The organism is Rhizobium sp. AG207R (assembly GCF_027109195.1).
Taxonomy (GTDB): domain Bacteria; phylum Pseudomonadota; class Alphaproteobacteria; order Rhizobiales; family Rhizobiaceae; genus Rhizobium; species Rhizobium dioscoreae.
Window position 1 is genome coordinate 23,031 of the sequence record NZ_JAEPVT010000007.1, and the last position, 22,453, is coordinate 45,483.

Consider the following 22,453-nt stretch of genomic DNA (forward strand, 5'->3'; position numbering starts at 1 on the left):
CTGCCTAGCGCCGGCTGCGCGGCGGAGCTCCGACCGAGTTCCGCACGATCAGATCCGGCCGCAGCAGGATCTCCGTCTCGGCCGGCTCGCCATCCGAAAGCAGTTCCAGCAGAAGTGCCATCGCATGCTTGCCGATGGCGGTGCGGGGTTGCCGGATCGTCGTCAGCGATGGCGTCATGAAGACGGCTTGGGGCACGTCGTCGAAGCCGGTTACCGAAAAATCCTCGGGGATATCGTAGCCGCGTGCCTTCAGGCCGATCATCACGCCGATCGCGGTCTGGTCGTTGACACACATGAAGGCCGTCGGGAGCGTGTCTCGCATGAAAAGCTGCTCGACGGAGAGTCGCCCGCTCTCGATAGTGCCGTCGCCGTCCAAGACGATGCGCAGGTCCTGTCCGATGCCGGCCGCATCCAGTCCGGCCTCGTAACCCATGCGCCGGCGGCTATAGGCGAGGCGGGTGCGGGAATCGCCGATGAAGGCGATCTTGCGATGGCCCTCGGCAATCAGGAGGTCCACGGCCTTACGCGCGCCGGCAATATCGTCGACGCCGACATAAGGGATGCCGCCGTTGAAGACCGGTTCGAAGACACCGACGCTCGGCGGCAACCGCGCTGTCATCGTCTGATGTCCGAAGGGCAGGATGCCGGTGAAGAGGATCAATCCCGCCGCCTGGTTAGAGTTCAGGAACTTCAGATATTCCAGGCCGCGCTGGGCATCGTTCTGCGTGTGGCCGATCAGGATGCCATAGCCGTGCGAACGCGCCTCGTTTTCCAGACCGATCAAAATATTCGAGAAATTGGGATCGCCGATATCGGGCGCCACGACGAGAATCATGTTCGAGCGGCCGAGTCTCAGGCTGCGCGCCATGGCATTGGTAGTATAACCGGTAACGGCGATAGCCTGATTGACTTTCAGCCGCGTCGAATTGGCGACTTTCTCCGGAGTATGGATGGCCCGCGAAACCGTTGCTATCGAAACATTGGCAATTCGGGCGACGTCTTCGATAGTTGCGGGCGTGGAATTCGACACTGCGCTCTGCCTTGGGGTCTCGTCTCGGGCTGGAGACTACACAGACTTACGTGGAGGTCAAAGGTAACCGCGAAATTTTGTACAATATCCAATGATGTAAACCTTTACACGATGTATGTAAAGGTTTACATACCGTGGAAAGCGGGTGGGACCGCAGGGAGGATTCAATGAGTTCGGAAGCCGTCGACGGTGCGGTCGTGCTGTCTGCGAGAGGGATTTCCAAGTCCTTTAACGGCGTGCAGGTGCTGTTCAGCGTCAATTTCGATCTTCGGGCCGGCGAAATCCATGCGCTGATGGGCGAAAACGGCGCCGGCAAGTCGACGCTGGTAAAAGTTCTCTCCGGTTTCGAGCAGCCGACCTCGGGCGAAATCCTCCTCGATGGCAAGCCGGTGAAATTGCCGCCAAATGGCGCGGCGGAAGCGCTCGGCATCGTCATCATCCATCAGGAATTCAATCTTGCGGAACATCTGACCGTCACCGAGAGCCTGTTTCTCGGCCGCGAAGTCACGCGTTTCGGCGTGCTCGATCGCAAGCTCATGCGCGCGGAAACGCGGCGCGTGCTCGACCTTCTCGGCTCGCATGTCGATGAGAATGCTATCATCAGCACGCTCTCCATCGCCGACAAGCAGATGGTGGAGATCGCAAAGGCGATCAGCCGCGATGCGCGCATCGTCTTCATGGACGAGCCGACAGCTGTTCTCTCGCGCGAGGAGACCAATTTCCTGTTCAAGCAGGTGCGCAAGCTGCGTGACCAGGGAACGAGCTTCGTCTTCGTCTCCCACAAGCTCGATGAGGTCATGGAACTGACGGATCGCGTCACGGTGCTGCGCGACGGCCAATGGGTGAAGACATCACCGACCTCGCTGCTCGATGGCGAATCGATTGCTCAGCTAATGGTCGGGCGCGAGCTTTCCAGCCTTTATCCGGCCAAGAACGAGCCCGATGTCGACGAGAAGGTGGTGCTCAGCGTTGCCTCGGTCTCGACCGGCTACGTCCATGATGCGAGCTTCGAGCTGCGAAAAGGCGAGATCCTGGGTTTTTCCGGCATGATTGGCTCGGGACGCACCGAGCTGATGGAAGCGATCGTCGGTCTGCGCTCGCGTGTCTCCGGCGAGGTCGTCGCCAACGGTCAAACGGTGCCGCCGCATGATGTGCATGCAGCCATCGATGCCGGGCTTGCCTATATGACCAAGGACCGCAAGTCGAAGGGTCTGCTCCTGAATTCCGGCATGATCGTCAATCTGACCCTGCAGTCGCTCGACCGGCATGGCAAGTTCGGCTATCTGAGCGCCTCCAGCGAGGCCGATGCGCTGGCGCGAGCGCGCCGCCGTTTTGATATACGCGTACGTGACGGCAATATCGTTGCCGGCCGCATGTCCGGCGGCAACCAGCAGAAGCTGCTTCTGGCGAAGATCATGGAGACCGAGCCGCAGATCATCATCATCGACGAGCCGACGCGCGGCATCGATGTGGGTACGAAGCAGCAGATCTATCATTTCATTTCCGCGCTGGCCCGCGACGGTCATTCGATCATTGTGATCTCTTCGGAAATGCCCGAGGTCATCGGGCTTTGCACACGGGTTGCCGTGATGCGCGAGGGCCGGATCGTCGGCGTGCTCGAAGGCGAAGAGATCACCGAGCAGGAAATCATGCGTTATGCGGCGGGCCTGAAGAAAAAGACGGCTGCCTGAAGGGCGGCGGAGCAAGGCGAATTCCCAGCAATCATGGGACGGGAGGTTGGTTTTGGTTATGAGCGTGGGTGAAGACAGCAGCGGCAAGACAGGCCGGCGGGGGCGCTCCTGGCGGGATGTCGATCTTAGGGCCGTGGCGCCGTTTGCAGCCTTGGTGCTGCTTCTGATCGTGGGCGCGCTGGTCAATCCGAACTTCATCGGCATTACCAATCTCACCAATGTTGCGACGAGATGCGCCTTCATCGCCATCATCGCGGTTGGCGCCACCTTTGTCATCTCGGCCGGCGATCTCGATCTGTCTGTCGGCGCGATGGTTGCCTTCGTTGCGAGCCTGATGATCCTCCTGATGAATTCGGGCGCCATCGCCGATCCCGCCCTGATGCTGGCGGCGGCCGTGCTGTTCTCGATCATTGCAGGTATATTGTGCGGCCTGGCCAATGGCCTGATCACGACCGTGGGCAAGATCGAGCCTTTCATTGCGACGCTCGGCACCATGGGTGTCTATCGCGGCTTGACGACCTGGTTGTCGCAGGGTGGTGCGATCACCTTGCGTCCGGCCAATCTGCAGGCGCTCTACAAGCCCGCCTATTATGGCACCGTGTTTGGTGTGCCGGTGCCGATCGTGGTCATTCTTGTCGTCACCGGCATTGCGGCCTTCATTCTCTACCGCACTCGCTATGGGCGGCATGTCATCGCCGTTGGTTCCAATCGCGACGTTGCGCGCTATTCCGGCGTGGCGGTCAATCGCGTGCGCACCGTCGCCTTCGTCATCCAAGGCCTGTGCGTGTCGATCGCCGTGCTTCTCTATGTGCCGCGGCTTGGTTCGACGTCGGCGACGACGGGCAGTCTCTGGGAGCTGCAGGCGATCACCGCGGTCGTCGTCGGCGGCACGGCGCTGAAGGGCGGAGCGGGCAGGGTATGGGGCACGATCTGTGGCGCCTTCATCCTGGAGCTCGTCGGCAACATCATGCTGCTTTCCAATTTCATCAGCGAGTATCTGCTGAACGCCATCCAGGGCGCGATCATCATCATCGCCATGCTGGTTCAGCGTTCACTCGCCCGCAAATAGCGAATAGCCGGGTCAGGGGGCGCCCGGTTCTTGGTGACAAGGCCCTGTCTCTATCTGGGAGGAAGAAATATGCGAAAGAGACTCATAGGCTTGGCTGTCGTGATGGCGGCTCTGGCCGGCACGGTCCATGCCGAGGACAAGAAGGTGACGATCGGCGTTTCCATTCCGGCCGCCGACCACGGCTGGACCTCGGGCGTGGTCTTCCATGCCGAGCGCGTCGCCAAGCTCTTGATGGCGGAGCATCCGGGGCTGAACGTCATCGTCAAGACCTCGCCTGACGCGGCGAGCCAGGCAAACGCCGTGCAGGACCTTGAAACACAGGGTATCGATGCGCTCGTCATCCTGCCGTCGGATCCCGATCCGCTCGTCAATGCCATCAAGGAAGTCAAGGACAAGGGCAAGTTCGTGGCGCTCGTCGACCGTGCGCCGAGCAACAACGACAATTCCGTTCGTGACCTCTATGTCGCCGGCAACAATCCGGCGCTCGGCCAGGTCGCGGGCGAATACATCAAGGCCAACACGCCGGATGCCCAGGTCGTCGTCATCCGCGGCCTGCCGATCCCGATCGATCAGCAGCGCCAGGACGGCTTCGACAAGGGCATTGCCGGCTCGAACGTCAAGGTTCTCGACCGCCAGTACGGCAACTGGAACCGCGACGACGCCTTCAAGGTCATGCAGGACTACCTCACCAAGTTCCCGAAGATCGACGTCGTCTGGTGTCAGGATGACGACATGGCCGTCGGCGTTCTGCAGGCAATCGAGCAGGCCAAGCGTACCGATATCAAGTATATCATCGCCGGCGCCGGCTCGAAGGACATGATCAAGAAGGTCATGGATGGCGACAAGCTGATCCCGGTCGACGTCCTCTACCCGCCGGCAATGGTCGGCACCGCCATGGAACTGACGGCTGCCAACTTCTACGATCAGGTTCCGGTTCGCGGCAACTACATCCTGGATGCGACACTCGTCACCAAGGACAATGCCAAGGACTTCTACTTCCCCGATTCACCGTTCTGATCGGTTCCTCGGTTCATCTTCGAGGGCGCCCGCCGGTTTCGGCGGGCGTTTTTTAAGTGTTCCATCAGCCCTCGTTTTGCGGTGGATGGAAATTTTGCGGCACGTACCTCTTGCCGTCTGCGGCGTGCCGTGATTAGGTCGCAGGGCATTCGACTTTCAGCCCGACGACCCTATAGTTTTTGGAGGCTGCGGCCCTCAGCCGCCTCGGATATGGGTCCGAAAGGCATCGGAAACGTTTACAGAACGCGATCAGGGAGGAAATACAGATGAAGACGATCAAAGGACCAGGCCTGTTTCTTGGCCAGTTCGCCGGCGATGCCGCACCTTTCAACTCGTGGGATTCGATCACGAAATGGGCTGCCGACGCCGGCTATATCGGCGTGCAGGTTCCGACCTGGGCAAGCCAGCTCATCGACTTGAAGAAGGCGGCTTCCTCCAAGGATTACTGCGACGAGTTCGCCGGTGTCGCCCGCGCCAACGGCGTCGAGGTCACCGAGCTTTCCACCCACCTCCAGGGCCAGCTCGTCGCCGTCCATCCGGCCTATGACGAAGCCTTTGATGGTTTTGCCGCTCCGGAAGTGCGTGGCAATCCGAAGGCTCGGCAGGAATGGGCGGTCGAACAGGTGAAGATGGCGCTGACGGCGTCGAAGCATCTCGGCATCAAGGCCCATGCAACCTTCTCTGGTGCGCTCGCCTGGCCCTTCATCTATCCCTGGCCGCAGCGCCCGGCTGGCCTTGTCGAGACCGCCTTCGAGGAGCTTGCCCGCCGCTGGACGCCGATCCTCAACCATGCCGATGAAAACGGCGTCGACGTTTGCTATGAGATCCATCCGGGCGAAGACCTGCATGATGGTATCACCTTCGAGATGTTCCTGGAGCGCGTAAAGAACCATCCGCGCGCCAACATGCTCTATGATCCCTCGCATTACGTCCTGCAGTGCCTCGATTATCTCGAGAACATCGACATCTACAAGGACCGCATCAAGATGTTCCACGTCAAGGATGCGGAGTTCAATCCGACCGGGCGCCAGGGCGTGTATGGCGGCTATCAGGGCTGGGTCGAGCGCGCCGGCCGCTTCCGTTCGCTTGGCGACGGCCAGGTCGATTTCGGTGCCGTCTTCTCGAAGATGACCGCCAATAATTTCGACGGCTGGGCCGTGGTCGAATGGGAATGCGCGCTGAAGCATCCCGAAGACGGCGCCCGCGAAGGCTCTGAATTCGTCAAGGCACATATCATCCGCGTCACGGAAAAGGCTTTCGACGATTTTGCCGGCAGCGGTACGGACCAGGCGGCGAACCGGCGCATGCTGGGGCTATCATAATTTCTCTTCTCCCTAGCGGAGAGAGAATGCTGCCCAGGCCGCCGTCGTCCTTCGAGACTTCACTCCTTCGCAGAGCTCAGGAAGCTCCGCACCTCAGGATGAGGGCGGAGCGGACTCTCGCGAAACTCCACAAGAGCTATCTTTGGCATCGCTAGATGGAAGGGTGTGGTGTGGCGCTGGCGTAGTGGATCAGCCTCACCCTGAGGTGGCCTGTAAGGCCCTCGAAGGGCGAGGCGGGTGGCTTGGAACGACAGGCACCCAAATGCGAATTTCATTCATTCAGGAGGACAAAATGGCAATCGAAGGATCATCGGAACAGACGCGGGAGCCGCGCATTCGGCTCGGTATGGTGGGCGGCGGCGCCGGCGCATTCATCGGCGCGGTGCATCGTATCGCCGCGCGCATCGACGACCAGTTTGATCTCGTCGCCGGCGCGCTCTCGTCTTCGCCGGAAAAGGCTCAGGCATCCGGCCGCGATCTTGGTCTCGATCCCTCGCGCACCTATTCCAGCTATCGCGACATGGCGATCCGCGAAGCCAAGCTGAAGAACGGCATCGAAGCGGTCTCGATCGTCACGCCGAACCATGTCCATTATGACGCCGCCAAGGAATTCCTGCGCCGCGGCATCCATGTCATCTGCGACAAGCCGCTGACCTCCAATCTTGCCGACGCCAAGAAGCTCAAGAAGGTGGCCGATGAAAGCGGCGCGCTCTTCATCCTCACGCATAACTACACCGGCTATCCGATGATCCGCCAGGCGCGCGAGATGATCGCCAATGGTGAGCTCGGCGATATCCGCATCGTGCAGGCGGAATATCCGCAGGATTGGCTTACCGAGAATATCGAGCAGTCCGGCCAGAAGCAGGCGGCTTGGCGCACCGACCCGGCCCAGTCGGGCGTCGGCGGCTCCACCGGCGATATCGGCACGCATGCCTATAATCTCGCTTCTTTCGTGACCGGCCTCGAGCTGGACAGCCTTGCCGCGGATCTCGACAGCTTCGTCGAAGGACGTCGTCTCGACGATAACGGCCATGTGCTGCTGCGCTTCAAGGCAAAGGGCAAGGAAAAGCCCGCGAAGGGCATGCTCTGGTGCAGCCAGGTGGCGCCGGGCCATGAGAATGGCCTAAAGCTCCGCGTCTATGGCACCAAGGGCGGCATCGAGTGGACGCAGGCCGATCCGAACTATCTATGGTACACGCCGTTTGGCAAGCCGAAGCGGCTGATCACCCGTAACGGTGCTGGCTCGGGTGCCGCAGCGGCGCGCGTCTCGCGCATCCCGTCGGGTCATCCGGAAGGCTATCTGGAAGCTTTCGCTACGATCTATACCGAGGCTGCGCGTGCCATCAACGCCCGCAAGAAGGGCGTGGCCGTCGATCCTGCCGTGATCTACCCGACCGTCGATGACGGCGTGAAGGGCGTGGCTTTCGTCGAGGCTTGCGTTGCGTCCTCGAAGCGCAACGGCGCCTGGGTCAAGCTCTAGGCTTGGGGAGGTTCGAGGCGGTTTTGCCGCCTCGAACCTGCTTATTCAGGCGGCGATGCCCTGTCTGCGCTTGGTCAGCGCGTCGACACTCAGCGGGCCACCGCCGGCGCTGGCGAGAAACAGGAAGATGAAGCAGAAGAGGATAGCAGATGTGCCGCCGTTCTGGGCGGGATAGAAGCTCTGCGGCGCATGACGCAGGAAATAGGCAAAGGCCATCAGGCCTGACAGAATGAACGCTGCAATCCGCGTCTTGAAGCCGATCAGGGCGAGGAAGCCGAGAGTGAGTTCGAGCAGGCCGGCGATCCAGGACAGCGATCCGATAGCGGGCACATTTTCGGCCGCCGGGAAATGCAGCACCTTCTGCGTTCCATAGCTGAAGAGCACGAGCGAGGCAACGATGCGTAGCAGGCTCAGAAGATGAGGATGTAGGGCGTGGATCGCAGGGAGCATTTGTGTCCTTTCACTGTCAAGTTTGGCTGCTACCCTCAATTGATCCCATACCGAAAGACAAGTCACGACTGTTGACATTGCTGTTATCAAGCCGTGCGAAGAGTGTTGCTGCTGCCGGTGAAGTTTTTTCAGGCGCCTTTCGCCGGTCCGGTTTGTCGGCGCCTGCAACGTTGCAGTTTTCCCGTGCCGGCACTGTACTTTGTCATGCCGCTTGGTTAAACCGCAGCCAACGAAGCCATAACAGACGGGATTTTCACCATGATCGATCCGAAGCTTCTTGCCGATCGCTTCCCCGGCGATTTCACATTCGGTGTTGCCACCGCCGCCTTCCAGATCGAGGGTGCCACCAAGGCCGACGGTCGCAAGCCATCCATCTGGGATGCTTTCGCCAACATGCCGGGCCGCGTCTATCAGCGCAATAATGGCGACATCGCCTGCGACCACTATAACCGTCTGGAGCAGGATCTCGATCTCATCAAGGACATGGGCGTCGAGGCCTATCGCTTCTCGATCGCCTGGCCGCGCATCATCCCCGAAGGCACCGGCCCGGTGAACGAAGCCGGCCTCGATTTCTATGATCGCCTGGTGGATGGCTGCAAGGCGCGCGGCATCAAGACTTTTGCGACCCTCTACCATTGGGATCTGCCGTTGGCGCTTGCCGGCGATGGCGGCTGGACGGCGCGCTCGACGGCGCATGCCTTCCAGCGCTACACCAAGACCGTCATGGCCCGCCTCGGCGACCGCCTGGATTCTGTCGCCACCTTCAACGAGCCTTGGTGTATCGTTTGGCTGAGCCACCTCTATGGCGTCCATGCGCCCGGCGAGCGCAATATGCAGGCGGCGCTCTATGCGATGCACTATATGAACCTTGCCCACGGCCTTGGCGTCGAGGCGATCCGCTCCGTCGCGCCGAAGGTGTCTGTCGGCATCGTGCTGAACGCCGCTTCGATCCTGCCGGGCTCGGATAGCCCGGAAGATGCCGCCGCTGTCGAACGCGCGCATCAGTTCCACAATGGCGCTTTCTTCGATCCAATCTTCAAGGGCGAATATCCGAAGGAATTCGTCGAGGCGCTCGGCGATCGCATGCCTGTCATCGAGGAGGGTGATCTCAAGACCATCAACCAGAAGCTCGATTGGTGGGGCCTGAACTACTATATGCCGATGCGCGTCTCCGACGACGCCTCCAGGAGCGGTGATTTCCCCGGGACGAAGGAAGCGCCGCCAGCAAGCGACGTGAAAACCGATATCGGCTGGGAAATCTATGCACCGGGCCTGAAGCACGTCGTCGAGGATCTCAACAAGCGCTACGACCTGCCGGAGTGTTACATCACCGAAAACGGTGCCTGCTACAATATGGGCGTCGTCAGCGGCGAGGTCGATGACCAGCCGCGTCTCGACTATTACATCGAGCATCTCGGCGTCGTCGCCGATCTCATCAAGGACGGCTATCCGATGCGCGGCTATTTCGCCTGGAGCCTGATGGACAATTTCGAATGGGCGGAAGGCTACCGCATGCGCTTCGGCCTCGTTCATGTCGATTACGAGACCCAGGTGCGCACCATCAAGAAGAGCGGCAAGTGGTACAGGGAGCTTGCCTCGCAGTTTCCGAGGGGTAACCACAAGGCGGTCTGATGTTGTCCTGGCTCTCCCTCAAGGGGAGGGTGGCTATCGCTCGAATCGGCGAGGCCTGATAGACATCGCGCATGATCCAGCGGCCGATTTTTCTTTATGCGCTTTGCGGCAGCCTGCGGCAGGCTTCGGCCAGCCGCAGGCTGCTGGAGGCGCTGCGGTTTGCGTGCCCCGAAGGCATCAACATTGCGATTTGTGATCTGATCGGTGAATTGCCGATCTTCAATCCGGATAATGAGGGTGAGCGAACACCTGTTATCGTCGAGAGATTTGCGGCGGAGATCGGTAAGGCAGATGGTTTGATCGTGTCGTGCCCGGAATATGCCCATGGCATACCCGGCGGATTCAAGAATGCGCTGGACTGGCTGGTGTCGCGCGACGAGGTGCCGTTCAAGCCGCTGATGTTTGCCCATGCCTCACATCGCGGCGATCTCGTATTGGCACAGCTCACCGATGTCTTGCAGACCATGTCGCTGTATATTGTTGAAGACGCTTTCTTGCGCCTGCCGGTTGCAGGCAAGAGCGATGAGATGCAGGCCGCGATGCTGCTGGAGGCACGAGAAAGCGGCCTTTTATCCGCAAGTCTAAGCCGTTTCGCGCGAGCGATTGCCACTAAGGCATGAATTCTTCCGGTTTCGGCAGATATACAACTCTTTCCTGTAGGAATCTCCAATTCGCCTTAACCGTTTATTGAAGACCTGACGGCAGACTTCTCCGCCAAGGAGAAAAGGTGTTGGGAGCAATTTCCAAGTCCCTGCGGAAAAATGCACAGATCGGTCGTCATTCCATTGTGACGGCCGTTTTGATTTGCTTCGCCCTGATCGTTGCCGTCGTGACCTTGATGGTTCTTACCGCGATCGGACGCGTTGCCGATTATTCCAACAAGCTGGACGACGAGCGCTCCTGGGAAACGACCGTCGGGGCATTGAAAACCTTTCAGGGACAGCTGGAAGCGACACTGCATGACCATTCCGCCCGCAACGATGCGGCGCGAAGTGTCTATGGGACCGATAATCAAAATTGGATCGTCGGCAATTATGGCGACATCTCCTCCAACGGTGCGTTGTTCGATACTGCCATCATCGTCGACGACAACAACAAGCCGATTGTTGCTTACCACGATGGCCAGCCATTGACAGAGAATATCGAGGATGTCCTCGGTGCGGCCGTCTGGGCGCTCGTCGATCAGGCGCGAACAACGCGCGTGACGGGAGTGCCGGAAGCTGCGGGCTACATCATGACCAGGGACGGTATCGCCGCCGCCGGGGCCGCGACGATCCGCGAAAGATCCGGTCGCATTCCGGTGCCGGAAGGTCATCGGCGCTATCTGATCCTCGTCCGCTACCTTGACGCCGATCGGATCAAGATGCTCGCCAACACCTACGTCATCAGCGGCTTGACGCTGGTGCCGCCGGATACCGTCGCACGATATGCCGTCTCCATCGTCGATCCGCTCGGCAAGTCGCTCGGACGGTTGGTGTGGAGTTCGCGCCAGCCGGGGGACATGAGCTATCAGCAGGTCCGCCCATTGGTGCTCGGCGCGCTTGGTCTGGTGGGTCTGTTCTTCGTCGTGCTTTTGATCTTGGGCTCGCTGACGGGGCGCCGGCTGCGGGCGGAGGAAGTTCAGGCACGTCAGGTTTCTCTTCGAGATCGGCTGAGCGGGCTCCTCAATCGTGAGGGATTGCGGCTCGATGTGGATCGTCTGGTCGATCGGGCGCGCTCCGACGGCACCAACGTCCTGCTTCTCTATCTCGATCTCGATGGTTTCAAGGAAATCAACGACGCCTACGGGCATGGCACCGGCGATCAGCTCATCCGCGCGGTAGCCGCTGGGCTCAAGGTTCTCGTGCCACCGCAGGCGGCCTTGGCGCGCCTTGGAGGCGATGAATTCGCCATCGTCTTCCCGACGAAGGAGCTTAATGACGCCCCAGCTTTGCGGTTGGCTGAGCAAATCCTGGATTTCCTTGCCGAGCCTCTGGAGATCGGCCGCCGGGTGGTCGTGGTCGGCGCCAGCATCGGCATCGCAAGCTCGCCCGAAGGCCGCATCGACCGTGAGGAACTGGTGCGCCGCGCCGATCTTGCCATGTACAAGGCCAAAGAAGCCGGCCGCGCCCGCATGACCTGCTACGAGACGGCCATGGATGCGCATCGCGAGGAACGCAATGCGCTGGAGCTCGATCTGCGTCACGCGATCGAGATGGAGGAACTGACGCTCGCCTATCAGCCGCTGGTCGATGCATCGAGCTGCGAGATGATCGGCGTCGAGGCACTCGTGCGGTGGAATCGTCCTGGCCATGGACCTATTTCGCCGGAGGCCTTCATTCCGATTGCCGAAACCAGCGGCCTGATCGAAGCGTTGGGCCTGCTGGTCCTGCGTAAGGCCTGCGAGGCGGCAAGGCACTGGCCGGATCTGCGTGTTGCCGTCAACGTTTCGCCGGGCCAGTTCCGTAATCCTGCCTTCGCCGATTATGTCCGCAGCGTGCTCAACAGTACCGAAATCGAAGCCGAGCGCGTGACGCTGGAAATCACCGAAGGCTATATCATTCAAAATCCGGAGCGTACCCGTCAGTCGATCGAGCGGTTGAAGAGGCTCGGCGTCAAGGTGGCACTCGATGACTTCGGGTCGGGCTTCTCCTCCATCGGCTATCTGCGTCAGTTCGGTTTCGACCGCATCAAGATCGATCGCTCGCTGACGATGAATGTGCTGGAAGACAACCGCGCCCGCGAGATGGTGAAGGCGACCGTGGCACTGGCCCGGTCACTCGACATTCCCGTCACGGCCGAAGGTATAGAAACCGAAGAGCAGGGAAGGGCGCTGGAGGGCTTCGGCTGCGACGAGCTGCAGGGCTATTTCTACGGTAAGCCGATGCCGGAAGCCGAGATCAGCAAGCGGCTTGCGGTACAGATGGCAACCGCACTGGATGAAGAACACGCCGCCGCCTGATATGCCTGGAGCATTCGCGCATTCCTGAAGGAGGCCGCAGTGCGGTTCTTCCGAAAATGCCTTTAGCCGATATGCTCGTGACCACGCTTGCGGGCGAGTGCGATCTGCCGCTGCCTTTCGCGATAGCGCTCGCGGTCTTCTTCAGTGCGTTCGTGGTAGCAGTGGCTGCAGGAAACGCCAGCCTCGTAAAAGGGTGAGGTCACTTCCTCTGATGTAATGGGATTGCGGCAGGCGTGGCAGAGCTTGTGATTGCCTTCCTTCAGGCCGTGTTCAACCGAGACACGCTCGTCGAAGACGAAGCAGGCGCCTTCCCACAGGCTCTCTTCCGGCGGCACTTCCTCAAGATATTTCAGAATGCCGCCCTTGAGATGATAGACCTCGTCGAAGCCTTGCTGCTTCATGAAGGCGGTCGCCTTCTCGCAGCGGATGCCGCCGGTGCAGTACATGGCGATCTTCGGCTTGTTGTGCAGGCCGGTATTGTCGCGCACCCAATCGGGAAATTCGCGGAAGGTCTTCGTCTTCGGATCGACCGCGCCCTTGAAGACGCCGATGGCCGTCTCATAGTCGTTGCGGGTGTCGATGACGATGGTGTCGGGGTCGGAGATCAGTGCATTCCAATCCTTCGGCGCGACATAGGTGCCGACGACCTTGGTCGGGTCGATGTTCTCGACGCCCATGGTGACGATCTCTTTCTTGAGCTTCACCTTCATGCGCACGAACGGCATTTTTGACGCGCGGCTTTCCTCGTGTTCGAGCCCGGCAAATTCCGGCTGGGCGCGCAGGAAGGCGAGCACGGCGCCGATAGCCGCATCCGAGCCGGCGATCGTGCCATTGATCCCTTCACGGGCCAAAAGCAGCGTGCCCTTGACGCCCTTTTCCTCGCAGAGCGCAAGCAGGGGCTCGCGCAGGCTTTCGAAGCGCGGAAAGGAAACAAAATGATAGAGCGCGGCAACGAGGAATGCGCCGGTCGCGTCGCGCCGTGGATCTGAAAGCATGTCGGTCATGCCGGTGAAATACAATTTTGCGGGCTTTCAGGCAATCGGGATTTGCGTCGCAGCCCGCGCCTTCTCGATCCCGCCTCTGTGGGTGCGGCGAAAGATGTGGGTTGTGCTAGCCGACGAGCTGAGATGTCCAGCGCCATACGACTTGAAAGGAAGGCATTTCGAAATGCGGCTTATCGTGCAGCTGGCGCATCATCCTTGATGTCGTCGGCAAACCTGCGCATGAGCCGCACAAGGTCCTCGATATCCTGGTCATCCCATTTGGCGAAAATGGATCGGGCGATCCTCTCGCGCGCCTCATCGATGCGATCGGTCATCGCCTTGCCCTGTTCGGTGATGACGGCCTCGCGCAGGCGTCGGTCGATCGCGTTCTCCCGCCGGCTGATCAGTCCAAGCCCCTCCATCTTCGCAACCTGACGGCTGACGGTGGTGTAGTCGCGCCCGACGCGATCGGCCAGTTCGACGACGCCGATGGGGCCGAGCCGCTCCACCAAAACCAACAGGGAAAACAGTGCGCGGTCGAGGGAGATGCCCGCCTCCTTAATCATCGCCTCATCACGCTGGGGCCGGTTCATGACGCCGACAATTTCGACCAGCGCGCTATGGAGTTCGCGTAGCTGAGCGCTGATATGTGTATTTTGCAAGCTTTTCGTTGACACCGGGCCGCCCTTCTTTTAATATGTGCATATTACACATATGGAGATGCAAATGACAGAGCAATTTACAGCCGATGTGCTGATTTGTGGTGCGGGCGCGGCCGGCCTCGCGCTGGCCATCGATTTGGCAAGGAGAGGAATTTCCTTCCGACTGATCGAAAAGATGGACGGGCCTTTCCGTGGTTCGCGCGGCAAGGGCATCCAGCCGCGAACCCAGGAAATCTTCGAGGATCTCGGCATTCTCGACCGGGTCGTTGCGGCCGGCGGCATGTATCCGCCCGTACGGCGATATCGAGACGACGGCAGTTTTACCGAGTCCGACATCGCCGAACATCAGGACCCGACACCGGCAGAACCGTACCATCTGCCGCTGATGATACCGCAATTCCTGACCGAAAAGGTTATGCGCGAGAGGTTGCTTGAGCTTGGCCATACGCCGCAATTCGGCTGCGAACTGGTTGGTTTCGAGCAAGACCCGAGTGGCGTGACAGCGCGCCTAGCGGGCAAGGCTGAAGAGGAAATTCTTCGGGTGCGCTGGCTCGTAGGCGCCGATGGCGGCCGCAGTTTCGTTCGCCACGCCCTTGGTATCGACTTTCCCGGCAAGACCCTCGGCGTTCGCGCCATCGTGGCCGATGTCATTTTGACCGGTCTCACGCGCGATGCCTGGCATCGCTTCAACGACGGCGACATGTCGCGGCAGATCATGTTCTGCCCGCTTGCCGGGACCGAGATGTTCCAGATACAGGGGCCGATCCCTCTCGACGGTGATATCGACCTCTCTGCCAAAGGGCTGGAAGCCATGGTGGCGGAGCGGACCAGGCGCGACGATATCCATATCCAATCCGTGTCGTGGTCGTCGGCCTACACCATGAATGCGCGACTTGCCGATCGATACCGTGTTGGCCGCGTGTTTCTCATCGGTGATGCCGCCCACATTCATCCGCCGACTGGCGGTCAGGGCCTCAATACCAGCGTGCAGGATGCCTATAATCTCGGATGGAAGCTGGCAGCGGCCGCCAATGGAGCCGACGACAAGCTGCTCGACAGCTATGAAGAGGAGCGTCAGCCCATCGCGGCTGCGATGCTTGGTCTGGCAACAAGGCTTCTCGATGCTCAGAAACAGGGCGACATGCGGCGCGGTCGCGAGGTGCGCCAACTCGATATAGGTTATCCTTCGTCTTCGCTTGCGCTCGAAACGCTTGGACGCAGCGGCCGCCTGTCTGCTGGCGATAGAGCCCCGGATGCGCCGATCCGTGGCGCCGCCGGCCAGCCGAAACGGCTGTTCGATCTGTTCCGAGGTGCGCATTGGACATTGCTCGGCTATGAGGTGCAGCCGGGATCGGTGCAGCCGCGCGCAGGGCTGCATATTCATACTTTCGGCCAGTCAGGCGACATGGTCGACGCCGGGGGGCATCTGCGCGACATCTACGCCCTATCCCCCGGAGAATGGGTGCTCGTGCGGCCGGACGGATATATTGGCGCGATCGCTGCCGCCGACGACATTGCGATGCTGGAAGGCTATTTCGCGCAAGTGGGGCTTGGTTCGGCGGATGCGTAGAGCGCCTAAAGCAACGCTAGGTCATGCCGATTGAACTGCCTGAGGCGGGCGCGTGACCCCGTCAGTTGGCCGCCTCCAGCCAAAGGTGCTTGATAGTCCGTGCTTCGCTCTCCGGTTTGTCGGCGAAGACCCAGCGGCCTCGCTCCAGCGCTTCCCCGCGCGCGGTCTGCTGCCGGGCAATGATCGCTTCCAGCAGGCGGGCGTGATCGTCGCTTCTGTCGAAGAGATGCGGCTCGCGGTCTGCGACATCGGCCAATATCGACATGTCGAGATAGCGGCCGAGCACGTCGACCAAGGCCTTGGCCTCCAGCTGCTTGGCATGCATGGCGGCCGGCCAGACATCGCGCAATAGCATGTGATGCATCCAGTAATCCTGGCTGCGTTTGCGCAGATCATGAAAGCTCTCGACGTGGGCCGCTTCCGCATGGCATTCGGACAGCGCCTGCATCGCCTTGCGGACATTCTTGCGCCAGCTTTTCTGAAAGAGACGGGCCGTGTCGCGTCGGCCGCAGTCGAAGGATATCTCCTTCAACGCCTCGCGCGCCTCGGCACATATCGCGACTGCTGCCTGTGCCTTGTCTTCGAGATCGGTTTGCGCCGCCGCCAAGCGGTCGCGCCGGGTGGTCAGCAGATCGCTGACGCGGGTCAGCGCGTGCAGTTCTTCTGCGGATCTGGCGGTTGCCTGCAGGTAATGACCGATCTCGATCAGTGCGGTCGCATCGCGCACGCCGGAAAGCGTGCGTGCCATATTCCGAAGGCGGTCATTTTCCCGCTGCTGAAATTCGCGCGCGACCGGAGCGATCAGCCGGTAGAGCGCGCGCACGCGCTTGATGTTCTTGCGGGCGTCGTGAACCGCTTCGTGCAGGCCCTGCGGTCTGTCCGTCAGTACGGCCATTGCCTTGCCGAGTTGATGCGCGGCTGCTTTGTGCACCTCGTCATCAAGAGCTCGGTCAGGCCGTATGCGATAGCTCATCGTACTCCTGCTCGAACTGCGTCGCGAGGGCCTGATTGGAATAGCGGTATTCGCCGGTTACCTCGCGTCCGATCCAGTCCGGCAGTTCCGGATTGTCGCTTTCGTCGTCCATTTCCACTTCAGCGATCACGAGGCCGCGATGGGCGCCGCGGAAGACATCGACTTCCCAGGTAAAGCCCTTGAACTGCACTTTGTGGCGGGTCTTCTCGATGACGAGGCCGATCGCCGTTTCCAGCAATTCCTCCGCCTCGTTGACGGGGATCTCATATTCGAATTCGTCCCTCGTCATCGACTTGCCGATCTTGATCGTCAAGGTTGCCTTGGTGTCGTTCGTCAGCCGTATGCGCACGGAACGGTCTGCCATGGAGGCAATATATCCTTGTCGCAGGATCAGCCGCTCCGAAACGGAATCACGCCAGTGATCGCCGCGCACCAGAAACTTTCGCTCGATCTCTTTTGCCATGCGTTTGACATGCTCCACCGGCACAGATTGGAACAGACTATAGCAAGTTGCCGCAATTTCCTACCCGTCGTATTTAAAGCGAGCTTTTGTCTCGACAAGCACCTTCGGGAAGGCTATTCGAAAGCCGGATTTCAATCGTTTTAAAGGGAGTGCACCGACCATGGGCGAGAAAACCGAGAAGCTTCTTTCCATCCTGAAATTGCAGCCCGTCGTTCCTGTGCTGATCGTCGACGATGCGAAATCGGCCGTGCCGCTCGCCCGTGCGCTCGTTGCGGGCGGTCTCAAGGCCATCGAGATCACGCTTCGCACCGCCGGTGCGCTGGATGCGATCCGTGCTGTCGCCGAAGAAGTCGAGGGTGCCGAAGTCGGCGCCGGCACGATCCTCAATGTCAAACAATGGGACGCGGCCGTCGAAGCCGGTTCGAAGTTCATCGTCAGCCCCGGCACGACGCAGGAACTGCTTGATGCTGCGCGCGGCTCGCATGTGCCGCTGCTGCCGGGTGCCGCAACGGCCAGCGAAGTGATGGCGCTGCGGGAAGAGGGCTATACGGTACTGAAGTTCTTCCCGGCCGAGCAGGCCGGCGGTGCTTCCTATCTGAAGGCCCTGTCATCGCCGCTCGCCGGCACGGTCTTTTGCCCGACTGGCGGCATCTCGCTGAAGAACGCCCATGACTATCTGTCGCTGCCGAACGTCATCTGTGTCGGCGGCTCCTGGGTTGCGCCGAAGGAGCTCGTTGCATCGGGCGATTGGGCCGGGATCACCAAGCTTGCCGCCGAGGCCGCCGCGCTCAAGGGCTGAGCGGCTGCCTCCCGTCGGTTTCGAAGGCGCGCAGGCTTCTGCGCGCCTTTTTGCATTCTGCGGATTGGTATTTGCGGTTGCGCTTCCTATCTCCCTGTCACCATCAAAGGACGGAGGACCATCCATATGATCGACGCCCGCAAGCTTCTTGACCAGTTCCTGGGATCGCAGGTTCCGGGAGTGCAGGGGACCGTGAGAGACAGGGCAACCCAGGCCATCAATCTTGCCAGGGACAATCCGATGGCGACGAGCGCCATCGCTGGCGTGCTGCTGGGGACGAAGACCGGACGCCAGGTCGCCGGAAATGCGCTGGCGCTCGGCGGTCTCGCAGCCATCGCAGGCCTCGGCTATCAGGCCTACAAGAACTACCGCGACGGCAATCAGCCGCAGCCAGCCCCGCAGGCCGAGCCGCAGTTCCTGCCGCCGCCGTCGGATTCCGGCTTCAGCACAGCGCCGGCCGTCGCCAGCAATGATTTTACGCTTTCCCTGGTGCGGGCCATGATTGCGGCCGCCCGCGCCGATGGCCATATCGACGATGCGGAGCGTCAGCGCATTCTCGGCAAGGTACAGGAGGCTGGTGTCGGATCGGAGGCGGAAGCCTTTTTCCAGCGAGAGCTTGCCAATCCCGTCGATCTCGATGCCATCGTCGCTTCTGCAAAGACCGAGGAACAGCGGGTGCAGGTCTATACCGCTTCGCGGCTGGCGATCGAGCCGGATTCGCGGGCTGAGCGCGGCTATCTCGATCTGCTTGCCGGCCGCCTCGGTCTGGCCGATGCGCTGGTCGATCATATCGAAGCGACCGTTGCTGGCGCTAAAGTCTGACGCGTGTGACGATAGGGCCGGTTGCCTTTCCTCGGCAGCTGGCCTAAGCCTTCGCCGGAACTCATGTCAGGGCGTCAGGGATGGCTACATTGACGGATAAGAAAAGCGAAACACGCTCGGCGGCAATCGCGGCCGGCGTTATCCTGCTGGTTGCGACAGCCATGCTTTACCTGATGCCGAACGTCATCGTCTGGCTCGGAGACATTTCGCCATGGCTAGGCACCGGTTTCGGCGTGCTCGTCATCCTGGCCTTCTTCTTCGTGTTCTGGATGCGGGCGCGCTACCAACGGCGCAACGGGCCGTAAGCTCCAACGTAAAGCTCTCCCAAACCCTCGGAAATCGCTCAGTTCTGCAGCGAGGCGCCGAGCAGGATGATGCCCGTGCAGATGACGAGCAGCGCGCCGAGGATCTCGATGCCGTTGCCCACCCAAACCGAAAGTCTCGAGCCCTTGCCGGTGAAACGCACGGCGGTGCCTTTCGCGAAGACCGCGATGATGGCAAGCAGCGAGACGGTCAGCGCCGTGCCGATCGACATGGCGAGGACAGATAGCAGGCCGCCAAGATAGAGCCCGTTCAGCATCGAGAAGGTCATGACAAGGAGCGCGCCCGAGCATGGGCGCAGCCCGACGGCGACAATGGCAGACCAGGCCTCGCGGGCACTGAACTTTTCGTTCGACAGCATCTTCGGATCGGGAAGATGGGCGTGGCCGCACGTTTCGCAGTAGGCGCCGTCGCCGCTCGTATGAGCGGGATCATAGCATTGATAGCCGCCGGCGGCGGGCATAGCGGCGCTGCTGCGCGCAAAACCTCTTGCCGAATCCGTGCCCGTCGCTGCTCCCTCGAACAGCGAGAGGCTGATTGGCCCGGCCGACGTCGCAAGCTGCATGTCTTGACGTTGCGCCCGGCTTTGCATCATCGCCCGCAGCTTACGGAACAAGAGCAAGCTGCCGAACAGGATGACCATGACGAAGCTTGTGATCTCCATGGCATTAGTCGCCATCGTCATGGTGATGCCAGACCCGCGCAGGACGAAATAGGCGGCGCCGACAACAAGGACGGCGACGAGGCCCTGGATGAGCGCGGAGACGAAGGAGATGCCGATGCCGCGTTTCAGCTCGATCTCATTGGCGACCATGTAGGAGGAAATCACCGCCTTGCCGTGGCCGGGGCCGGCGGCATGGAAAATGCCATAGGCGAAGGAAAGGCCGATCAGCGTCCAGAGCTGCCAGGGGTCCTGGCGCATGGCCTCAATGGACTTGGTGAGCGCACGATAGAAGGCCTGCTGCTCGTAATTCACGTAGAGGAAGATCGGCGCCAGCGGTCCGCCCATCGGCTGGAAGCTTGGCTCGGCGGTGCCGATGCCGAGCGGTGAGCCAGCGGCATGGGCAAAACCGGCTGCCGCCAAAAGGGCGATAGCTACGGCTGGCACAAGCGTCCTTAGCCTCGAAATCAGCATTGCACATCTATCCGCGTTGCAAAGAGTTTCGACATGGTCGTTCCCGTCGGATCGTTGAAGAAGGCATCCGTCAATGTCGACCTGTTTTCGGCGATGACTTCATCCGGATTGGGCCGGACGACCTTATGCGTGCAGCTTTTGAAGGCATCGCCCTCCGTCACCAATTCATTGTCGCTCGGGAAATCGATCGAGGTATAGAGTGTCGGGTCGTAGATGCCGAAGCTCATCTTGTTGCCCTTGGCGAGCGGCATCGGCTCGGCCGGTTTGACGGCGAAGAACATCAGGAGCTGGCCATCGCGGAAGTCGACATTGATGATATCGGGCTTGTCCACCTTGATCGTTTTGCCATTGAGCGTCAGGTTCGCATAATAGTCGTAATCGGCCAATGACTCGCGCACCGTCTTGCCGACTTCTTTCAGCTCGTCAGGGTCGAGCTTCAGATTGGTGTTCTTGTCGAAATCCATGAGGACGGAGGAAGAGAACACCTCGTCGAAGCGCCAGACGTTGCGCAGCTCCTGCACATTGCCATCCGCGCCGGCGAGCACTTCCAGACGGGCTTCCACGAAAATATGCGGATGCGCCGATGCTATGGCCGGCGCAAGCAACAGGCCGCCGGTCATGGCAACAGCGTGGATGATCGTGGATTTTCTCATGCGTCCGATGTGTTTCGTGAGCATTGATTCACTTCGTTTTCTGGTCAGGAAATGAGACGGAATTGGGACCGGGCGGCCAACCTTGCCCGTTCAGCCGTTCTTGCGGAACCAGTTGTGCAGGTAGTCCACAAAGATGCGCACCTTGGCCGGGAGGTAGCGGCGGTGCGGGTAGACGGCATAGATGCCGCGGTCCGTCGGCAGGTAGTCATTGAACAGCGTCAGCAACTGTCCGCTTTCGATCGCCTTACGGCCGATGAAATCCGGGACGATGGCAACGCCGAGATCGGCGAGCGCCGCACGCAGCGTTGCATGCGGGCTATTGACCTCGAGCGTGCCGTTGATGGCGACGTTGAAGGTCGTGCTGTCGGCATCGACGAACCGAATAGTGCCTTGCGAGCGGGTGTTGGTGTCGATGATGAAGGGAATGCGCGCAAGGTCAGTCGGATGTTCCAGCGTCGGATAACGATCGAGAAACGCTTGCGTCGCGCAGAGATGGACGCGGAAATCGGAAATCTTGCGGGCAATCATGCCGGAGTCTTCGAGTTTGGTGATGCGCACGGCGACATCGAAGCCTTCCTCGATCAGGTCCACGAAGCGGTCGTCGGCAGCGATTTCCAGCGCAAGATCGGGATTCTCCTTGGCGAAATCGATCAGCGACTGCCCGACATCGGCGTCGACAAAGGTGCGCGGCACGGAAACACGCAGCCGACCTTTAAGTTGCTGGTTGTTCTCGCGCACGAGGTCGGCGAGATTGTCGATCTCCTTCAGGATGTCGGAGGCGGTACGATAATAGGTATGGCCGGCCTCCGTCATGGAGAATTGACGCGTGGTGCGGTTCAACAGCAGCGCGCCGAGCTCGTCTTCCAATTCCCGGACATATTTCGACAAGAGCGCCTTGGAGCGGCCGGTCTTGCGCGCGGCTGCCGAAAATCCCTCGGCCTCGACCACGTCGATGAAGGCGCGAATCCGGGTCAAAGTGTCCATGGTGAAGCCTCCCGCTAACTGTTTCCGGATGTTGAACAAAATGCTTCGATTTGTTCAATTATTTTTTTCGGGCATGGGAGAAAAATTTTCTTGATTATGTCGGCGAATATTCCTATTTCGAGGTCAGCCCAAAGTCGCACGTGCCCGTGGGTGTCCGCCGATCCTCGATGTGGTGAGAAAATCGGTAAGGTACCTGGAATTAACCCCTCCAGTCGCTATTCCGGCCAACCGGAAAATGCGAGGACATCTGAAGCAACGACGGTGCGGGCCTTTTTGTTCTCTCCCGGCTTTCCATCAGCCGGGGTTACTGAAGAGGCACACCTTCATTGCCGGAAGTGCGGTTGGGATATTCCCTCCAATCCATGGCAGACAAAGCGAATTAGCGCCGCTTGCGGCACTGGTTCATCATCCGCGCTTCGCGCATTTGCACGGTACCGGGGTCTCCACCGGCTGGTT

Annotated in this window: 21 protein-coding genes; 12 read left to right on the forward strand and 9 right to left on the reverse strand. The window is 60.4% G+C overall.

From position 1 onward, the window contains the following. Nucleotides 1-4: 4 nt before the first annotated feature. Complete coding sequence (locus JJQ51_RS17495) at nucleotides 5-1,030, reverse strand: LacI family DNA-binding transcriptional regulator (RefSeq protein ID WP_113354899.1); 1,026 nt, start codon at nucleotides 1,028-1,030, stop codon at nucleotides 5-7. Nucleotides 1,031-1,197: 167 nt separating this feature from the next. On the opposite strand from JJQ51_RS17495, the gene JJQ51_RS17500 reads away from it, so the two are divergent. The 5 genes from JJQ51_RS17500 to JJQ51_RS17520 all read left to right on the forward strand — a co-directional run bounded on the left by JJQ51_RS17500 (nucleotide 1,198) and on the right by JJQ51_RS17520 (nucleotide 7,609). Beyond that, nucleotides 1,198-2,721: a sugar ABC transporter ATP-binding protein gene (locus tag JJQ51_RS17500; protein ID WP_269244996.1), complete on the forward strand. Its 1,524-nt coding sequence runs from the start codon at nucleotides 1,198-1,200 to the stop codon at nucleotides 2,719-2,721. A 58-nt stretch (nucleotides 2,722-2,779) separates the two neighbouring features. Then, on the forward strand, nucleotides 2,780-3,790 hold the full coding sequence (locus JJQ51_RS17505; protein ID WP_269244997.1) for an ABC transporter permease: 1,011 nt from the start codon (nucleotides 2,780-2,782) through the stop codon (nucleotides 3,788-3,790). Between the two features lie 69 nt (nucleotides 3,791-3,859). Further along, nucleotides 3,860-4,807: a substrate-binding domain-containing protein gene (locus tag JJQ51_RS17510; protein WP_069616012.1), complete on the forward strand. Its 948-nt coding sequence runs from the start codon at nucleotides 3,860-3,862 to the stop codon at nucleotides 4,805-4,807. A gap of 266 nt (nucleotides 4,808-5,073) precedes the next feature. After that, complete coding sequence (locus JJQ51_RS17515; protein ID WP_069616013.1) at nucleotides 5,074-6,129, forward strand: sugar phosphate isomerase/epimerase family protein; 1,056 nt, start codon at nucleotides 5,074-5,076, stop codon at nucleotides 6,127-6,129. Between the two features lie 292 nt (nucleotides 6,130-6,421). Then, nucleotides 6,422-7,609, forward strand: a complete 1,188-nt coding sequence (locus JJQ51_RS17520) for a Gfo/Idh/MocA family protein (protein WP_269244998.1) — start codon at nucleotides 6,422-6,424, stop codon at nucleotides 7,607-7,609. Nucleotides 7,610-7,654: 45 nt separating this feature from the next. Here the strand turns inward: JJQ51_RS17520 and JJQ51_RS17525 are convergent, their stop codons facing one another. Further along, complete coding sequence (locus JJQ51_RS17525; protein ID WP_269244999.1) at nucleotides 7,655-8,059, reverse strand: DoxX family protein; 405 nt, start codon at nucleotides 8,057-8,059, stop codon at nucleotides 7,655-7,657. A gap of 258 nt (nucleotides 8,060-8,317) precedes the next feature. On the opposite strand from JJQ51_RS17525, the gene JJQ51_RS17530 reads away from it, so the two are divergent. The 3 genes from JJQ51_RS17530 to JJQ51_RS17540 all read left to right on the forward strand — a co-directional run bounded on the left by JJQ51_RS17530 (nucleotide 8,318) and on the right by JJQ51_RS17540 (nucleotide 12,632). Continuing rightward, on the forward strand, nucleotides 8,318-9,691 hold the full coding sequence (locus JJQ51_RS17530) for a GH1 family beta-glucosidase (protein ID WP_269245000.1): 1,374 nt from the start codon (nucleotides 8,318-8,320) through the stop codon (nucleotides 9,689-9,691). Nucleotides 9,692-9,762: 71 nt separating this feature from the next. Next, on the forward strand, nucleotides 9,763-10,311 hold the full coding sequence (locus JJQ51_RS17535; protein ID WP_269245001.1) for an NADPH-dependent FMN reductase: 549 nt from the start codon (nucleotides 9,763-9,765) through the stop codon (nucleotides 10,309-10,311). 110 nt (nucleotides 10,312-10,421) lie between these two features. Beyond that, nucleotides 10,422-12,632 carry a putative bifunctional diguanylate cyclase/phosphodiesterase gene (locus JJQ51_RS17540; protein WP_269245002.1) on the forward strand — a complete coding sequence of 737 codons (2,211 nt, stop codon included), beginning with the start codon at nucleotides 10,422-10,424 and terminating at the stop codon, nucleotides 12,630-12,632. A 62-nt stretch (nucleotides 12,633-12,694) separates the two neighbouring features. Here the strand turns inward: JJQ51_RS17540 and trhO are convergent, their stop codons facing one another. Together trhO and JJQ51_RS17550 are read right to left on the reverse strand one after the other, a co-directional pair. Then, nucleotides 12,695-13,636, reverse strand: coding sequence for an oxygen-dependent tRNA uridine(34) hydroxylase TrhO (gene trhO, locus JJQ51_RS17545; RefSeq protein WP_269245003.1), 942 nt, complete (start codon nucleotides 13,634-13,636; stop codon nucleotides 12,695-12,697). Between the two features lie 170 nt (nucleotides 13,637-13,806). Next, nucleotides 13,807-14,292, reverse strand: coding sequence for a MarR family winged helix-turn-helix transcriptional regulator (locus JJQ51_RS17550; protein ID WP_113330549.1), 486 nt, complete (start codon nucleotides 14,290-14,292; stop codon nucleotides 13,807-13,809). 49 nt (nucleotides 14,293-14,341) lie between these two features. Here JJQ51_RS17550 and JJQ51_RS17555 point away from each other — a divergent pair, with 49 nt between their 5' ends. Beyond that, the gene (locus JJQ51_RS17555; protein ID WP_269245004.1) at nucleotides 14,342-15,847 is read left to right on the forward strand and encodes an FAD-dependent oxidoreductase; all 1,506 of its coding nucleotides are present in this window, start codon (nucleotides 14,342-14,344) and stop codon (nucleotides 15,845-15,847) included. A gap of 61 nt (nucleotides 15,848-15,908) precedes the next feature. On the opposite strand, the gene JJQ51_RS17560 is transcribed toward JJQ51_RS17555, so the two are convergent. Next, nucleotides 15,909-16,820: a CHAD domain-containing protein gene (locus tag JJQ51_RS17560; RefSeq protein WP_113354927.1), complete on the reverse strand. Its 912-nt coding sequence runs from the start codon at nucleotides 16,818-16,820 to the stop codon at nucleotides 15,909-15,911. Continuing rightward, the gene (locus JJQ51_RS17565; protein WP_113330585.1) at nucleotides 16,798-17,283 is read right to left on the reverse strand and encodes a CYTH domain-containing protein; all 486 of its coding nucleotides are present in this window, start codon (nucleotides 17,281-17,283) and stop codon (nucleotides 16,798-16,800) included. Before JJQ51_RS17565 ends, JJQ51_RS17560 begins: the two co-directional genes overlap by 23 nt. 160 nt (nucleotides 17,284-17,443) lie before the next feature. On the opposite strand from JJQ51_RS17565, the gene JJQ51_RS17570 reads away from it, so the two are divergent. The 3 genes from JJQ51_RS17570 to JJQ51_RS17580 all read left to right on the forward strand — a co-directional run bounded on the left by JJQ51_RS17570 (nucleotide 17,444) and on the right by JJQ51_RS17580 (nucleotide 19,209). Beyond that, the gene (locus tag JJQ51_RS17570) at nucleotides 17,444-18,082 is read left to right on the forward strand and encodes a 2-dehydro-3-deoxy-phosphogluconate aldolase (RefSeq protein ID WP_069613321.1); all 639 of its coding nucleotides are present in this window, start codon (nucleotides 17,444-17,446) and stop codon (nucleotides 18,080-18,082) included. Between the two features lie 126 nt (nucleotides 18,083-18,208). After that, nucleotides 18,209-18,904, forward strand: a complete 696-nt coding sequence (locus JJQ51_RS17575) for a tellurite resistance TerB family protein (protein WP_113330545.1) — start codon at nucleotides 18,209-18,211, stop codon at nucleotides 18,902-18,904. Between the two features lie 89 nt (nucleotides 18,905-18,993). After that, entirely contained in the window at nucleotides 18,994-19,209 is a 216-nt protein-coding gene (locus JJQ51_RS17580) for a hypothetical protein (protein ID WP_269245005.1), read from the forward strand. A gap of 38 nt (nucleotides 19,210-19,247) precedes the next feature. Here JJQ51_RS17580 and JJQ51_RS17585 read toward each other — a convergent pair whose 3' ends face one another. The 3 genes from JJQ51_RS17585 to JJQ51_RS17595 all read right to left on the reverse strand — a co-directional run bounded on the left by JJQ51_RS17585 (nucleotide 19,248) and on the right by JJQ51_RS17595 (nucleotide 21,997). Next, a complete protein-coding gene (locus JJQ51_RS17585; protein WP_269245006.1) occupies nucleotides 19,248-20,360 on the reverse strand; it encodes a nickel/cobalt transporter in 1,113 nt (370 codons plus the stop codon). After that, a complete protein-coding gene (locus tag JJQ51_RS17590; RefSeq protein ID WP_183812713.1) occupies nucleotides 20,354-21,013 on the reverse strand; it encodes a DUF1007 family protein in 660 nt (219 codons plus the stop codon). Before JJQ51_RS17590 ends, JJQ51_RS17585 begins: the two co-directional genes overlap by 7 nt. 90 nt (nucleotides 21,014-21,103) lie before the next feature. Next, a complete protein-coding gene (locus JJQ51_RS17595) occupies nucleotides 21,104-21,997 on the reverse strand; it encodes a LysR family transcriptional regulator (protein WP_113330541.1) in 894 nt (297 codons plus the stop codon). Nucleotides 21,998-22,453 lie beyond the last annotated feature (456 nt).

Excerpts from the sequence above, each read along its gene's own strand:
- JJQ51_RS17500 (WP_269244996.1), top strand. The coding sequence starts at position 1,198 with ATGAGTTCGGAAGCCGTCGACGGTGCGGTCGTGCTGTCTGCGAGAGGG.
- JJQ51_RS17505 (WP_269244997.1), top strand. The coding sequence starts at position 2,780 with ATGAGCGTGGGTGAAGACAGCAGCGGCAAGACAGGCCGGCGGGGGCGC.
- JJQ51_RS17510 (WP_069616012.1), top strand. The coding sequence starts at position 3,860 with ATGCGAAAGAGACTCATAGGCTTGGCTGTCGTGATGGCGGCTCTGGCC.
- JJQ51_RS17515 (WP_069616013.1), top strand. The coding sequence starts at position 5,074 with ATGAAGACGATCAAAGGACCAGGCCTGTTTCTTGGCCAGTTCGCCGGC.
- JJQ51_RS17520 (WP_269244998.1), top strand. The coding sequence starts at position 6,422 with ATGGCAATCGAAGGATCATCGGAACAGACGCGGGAGCCGCGCATTCGG.
- JJQ51_RS17525 (WP_269244999.1), bottom strand. The coding sequence starts at position 8,059 with ATGCTCCCTGCGATCCACGCCCTACATCCTCATCTTCTGAGCCTGCTA.
- JJQ51_RS17530 (WP_269245000.1), top strand. The coding sequence starts at position 8,318 with ATGATCGATCCGAAGCTTCTTGCCGATCGCTTCCCCGGCGATTTCACA.
- JJQ51_RS17535 (WP_269245001.1), top strand. The coding sequence starts at position 9,763 with ATGATCCAGCGGCCGATTTTTCTTTATGCGCTTTGCGGCAGCCTGCGG.
- trhO (WP_269245003.1), bottom strand. The coding sequence starts at position 13,636 with ATGACCGACATGCTTTCAGATCCACGGCGCGACGCGACCGGCGCATTC.
- JJQ51_RS17555 (WP_269245004.1), top strand. The coding sequence starts at position 14,342 with ATGACAGAGCAATTTACAGCCGATGTGCTGATTTGTGGTGCGGGCGCG.
- JJQ51_RS17560 (WP_113354927.1), bottom strand. The coding sequence starts at position 16,820 with ATGAGCTATCGCATACGGCCTGACCGAGCTCTTGATGACGAGGTGCAC.
- JJQ51_RS17565 (WP_113330585.1), bottom strand. The coding sequence starts at position 17,283 with ATGGCAAAAGAGATCGAGCGAAAGTTTCTGGTGCGCGGCGATCACTGG.
- JJQ51_RS17570 (WP_069613321.1), top strand. The coding sequence starts at position 17,444 with ATGGGCGAGAAAACCGAGAAGCTTCTTTCCATCCTGAAATTGCAGCCC.
- JJQ51_RS17575 (WP_113330545.1), top strand. The coding sequence starts at position 18,209 with ATGATCGACGCCCGCAAGCTTCTTGACCAGTTCCTGGGATCGCAGGTT.
- JJQ51_RS17585 (WP_269245006.1), bottom strand. The coding sequence starts at position 20,360 with ATGCTGATTTCGAGGCTAAGGACGCTTGTGCCAGCCGTAGCTATCGCC.
- JJQ51_RS17590 (WP_183812713.1), bottom strand. The coding sequence starts at position 21,013 with ATGAGAAAATCCACGATCATCCACGCTGTTGCCATGACCGGCGGCCTG.
- JJQ51_RS17595 (WP_113330541.1), bottom strand. The coding sequence starts at position 21,997 with ATGGACACTTTGACCCGGATTCGCGCCTTCATCGACGTGGTCGAGGCC.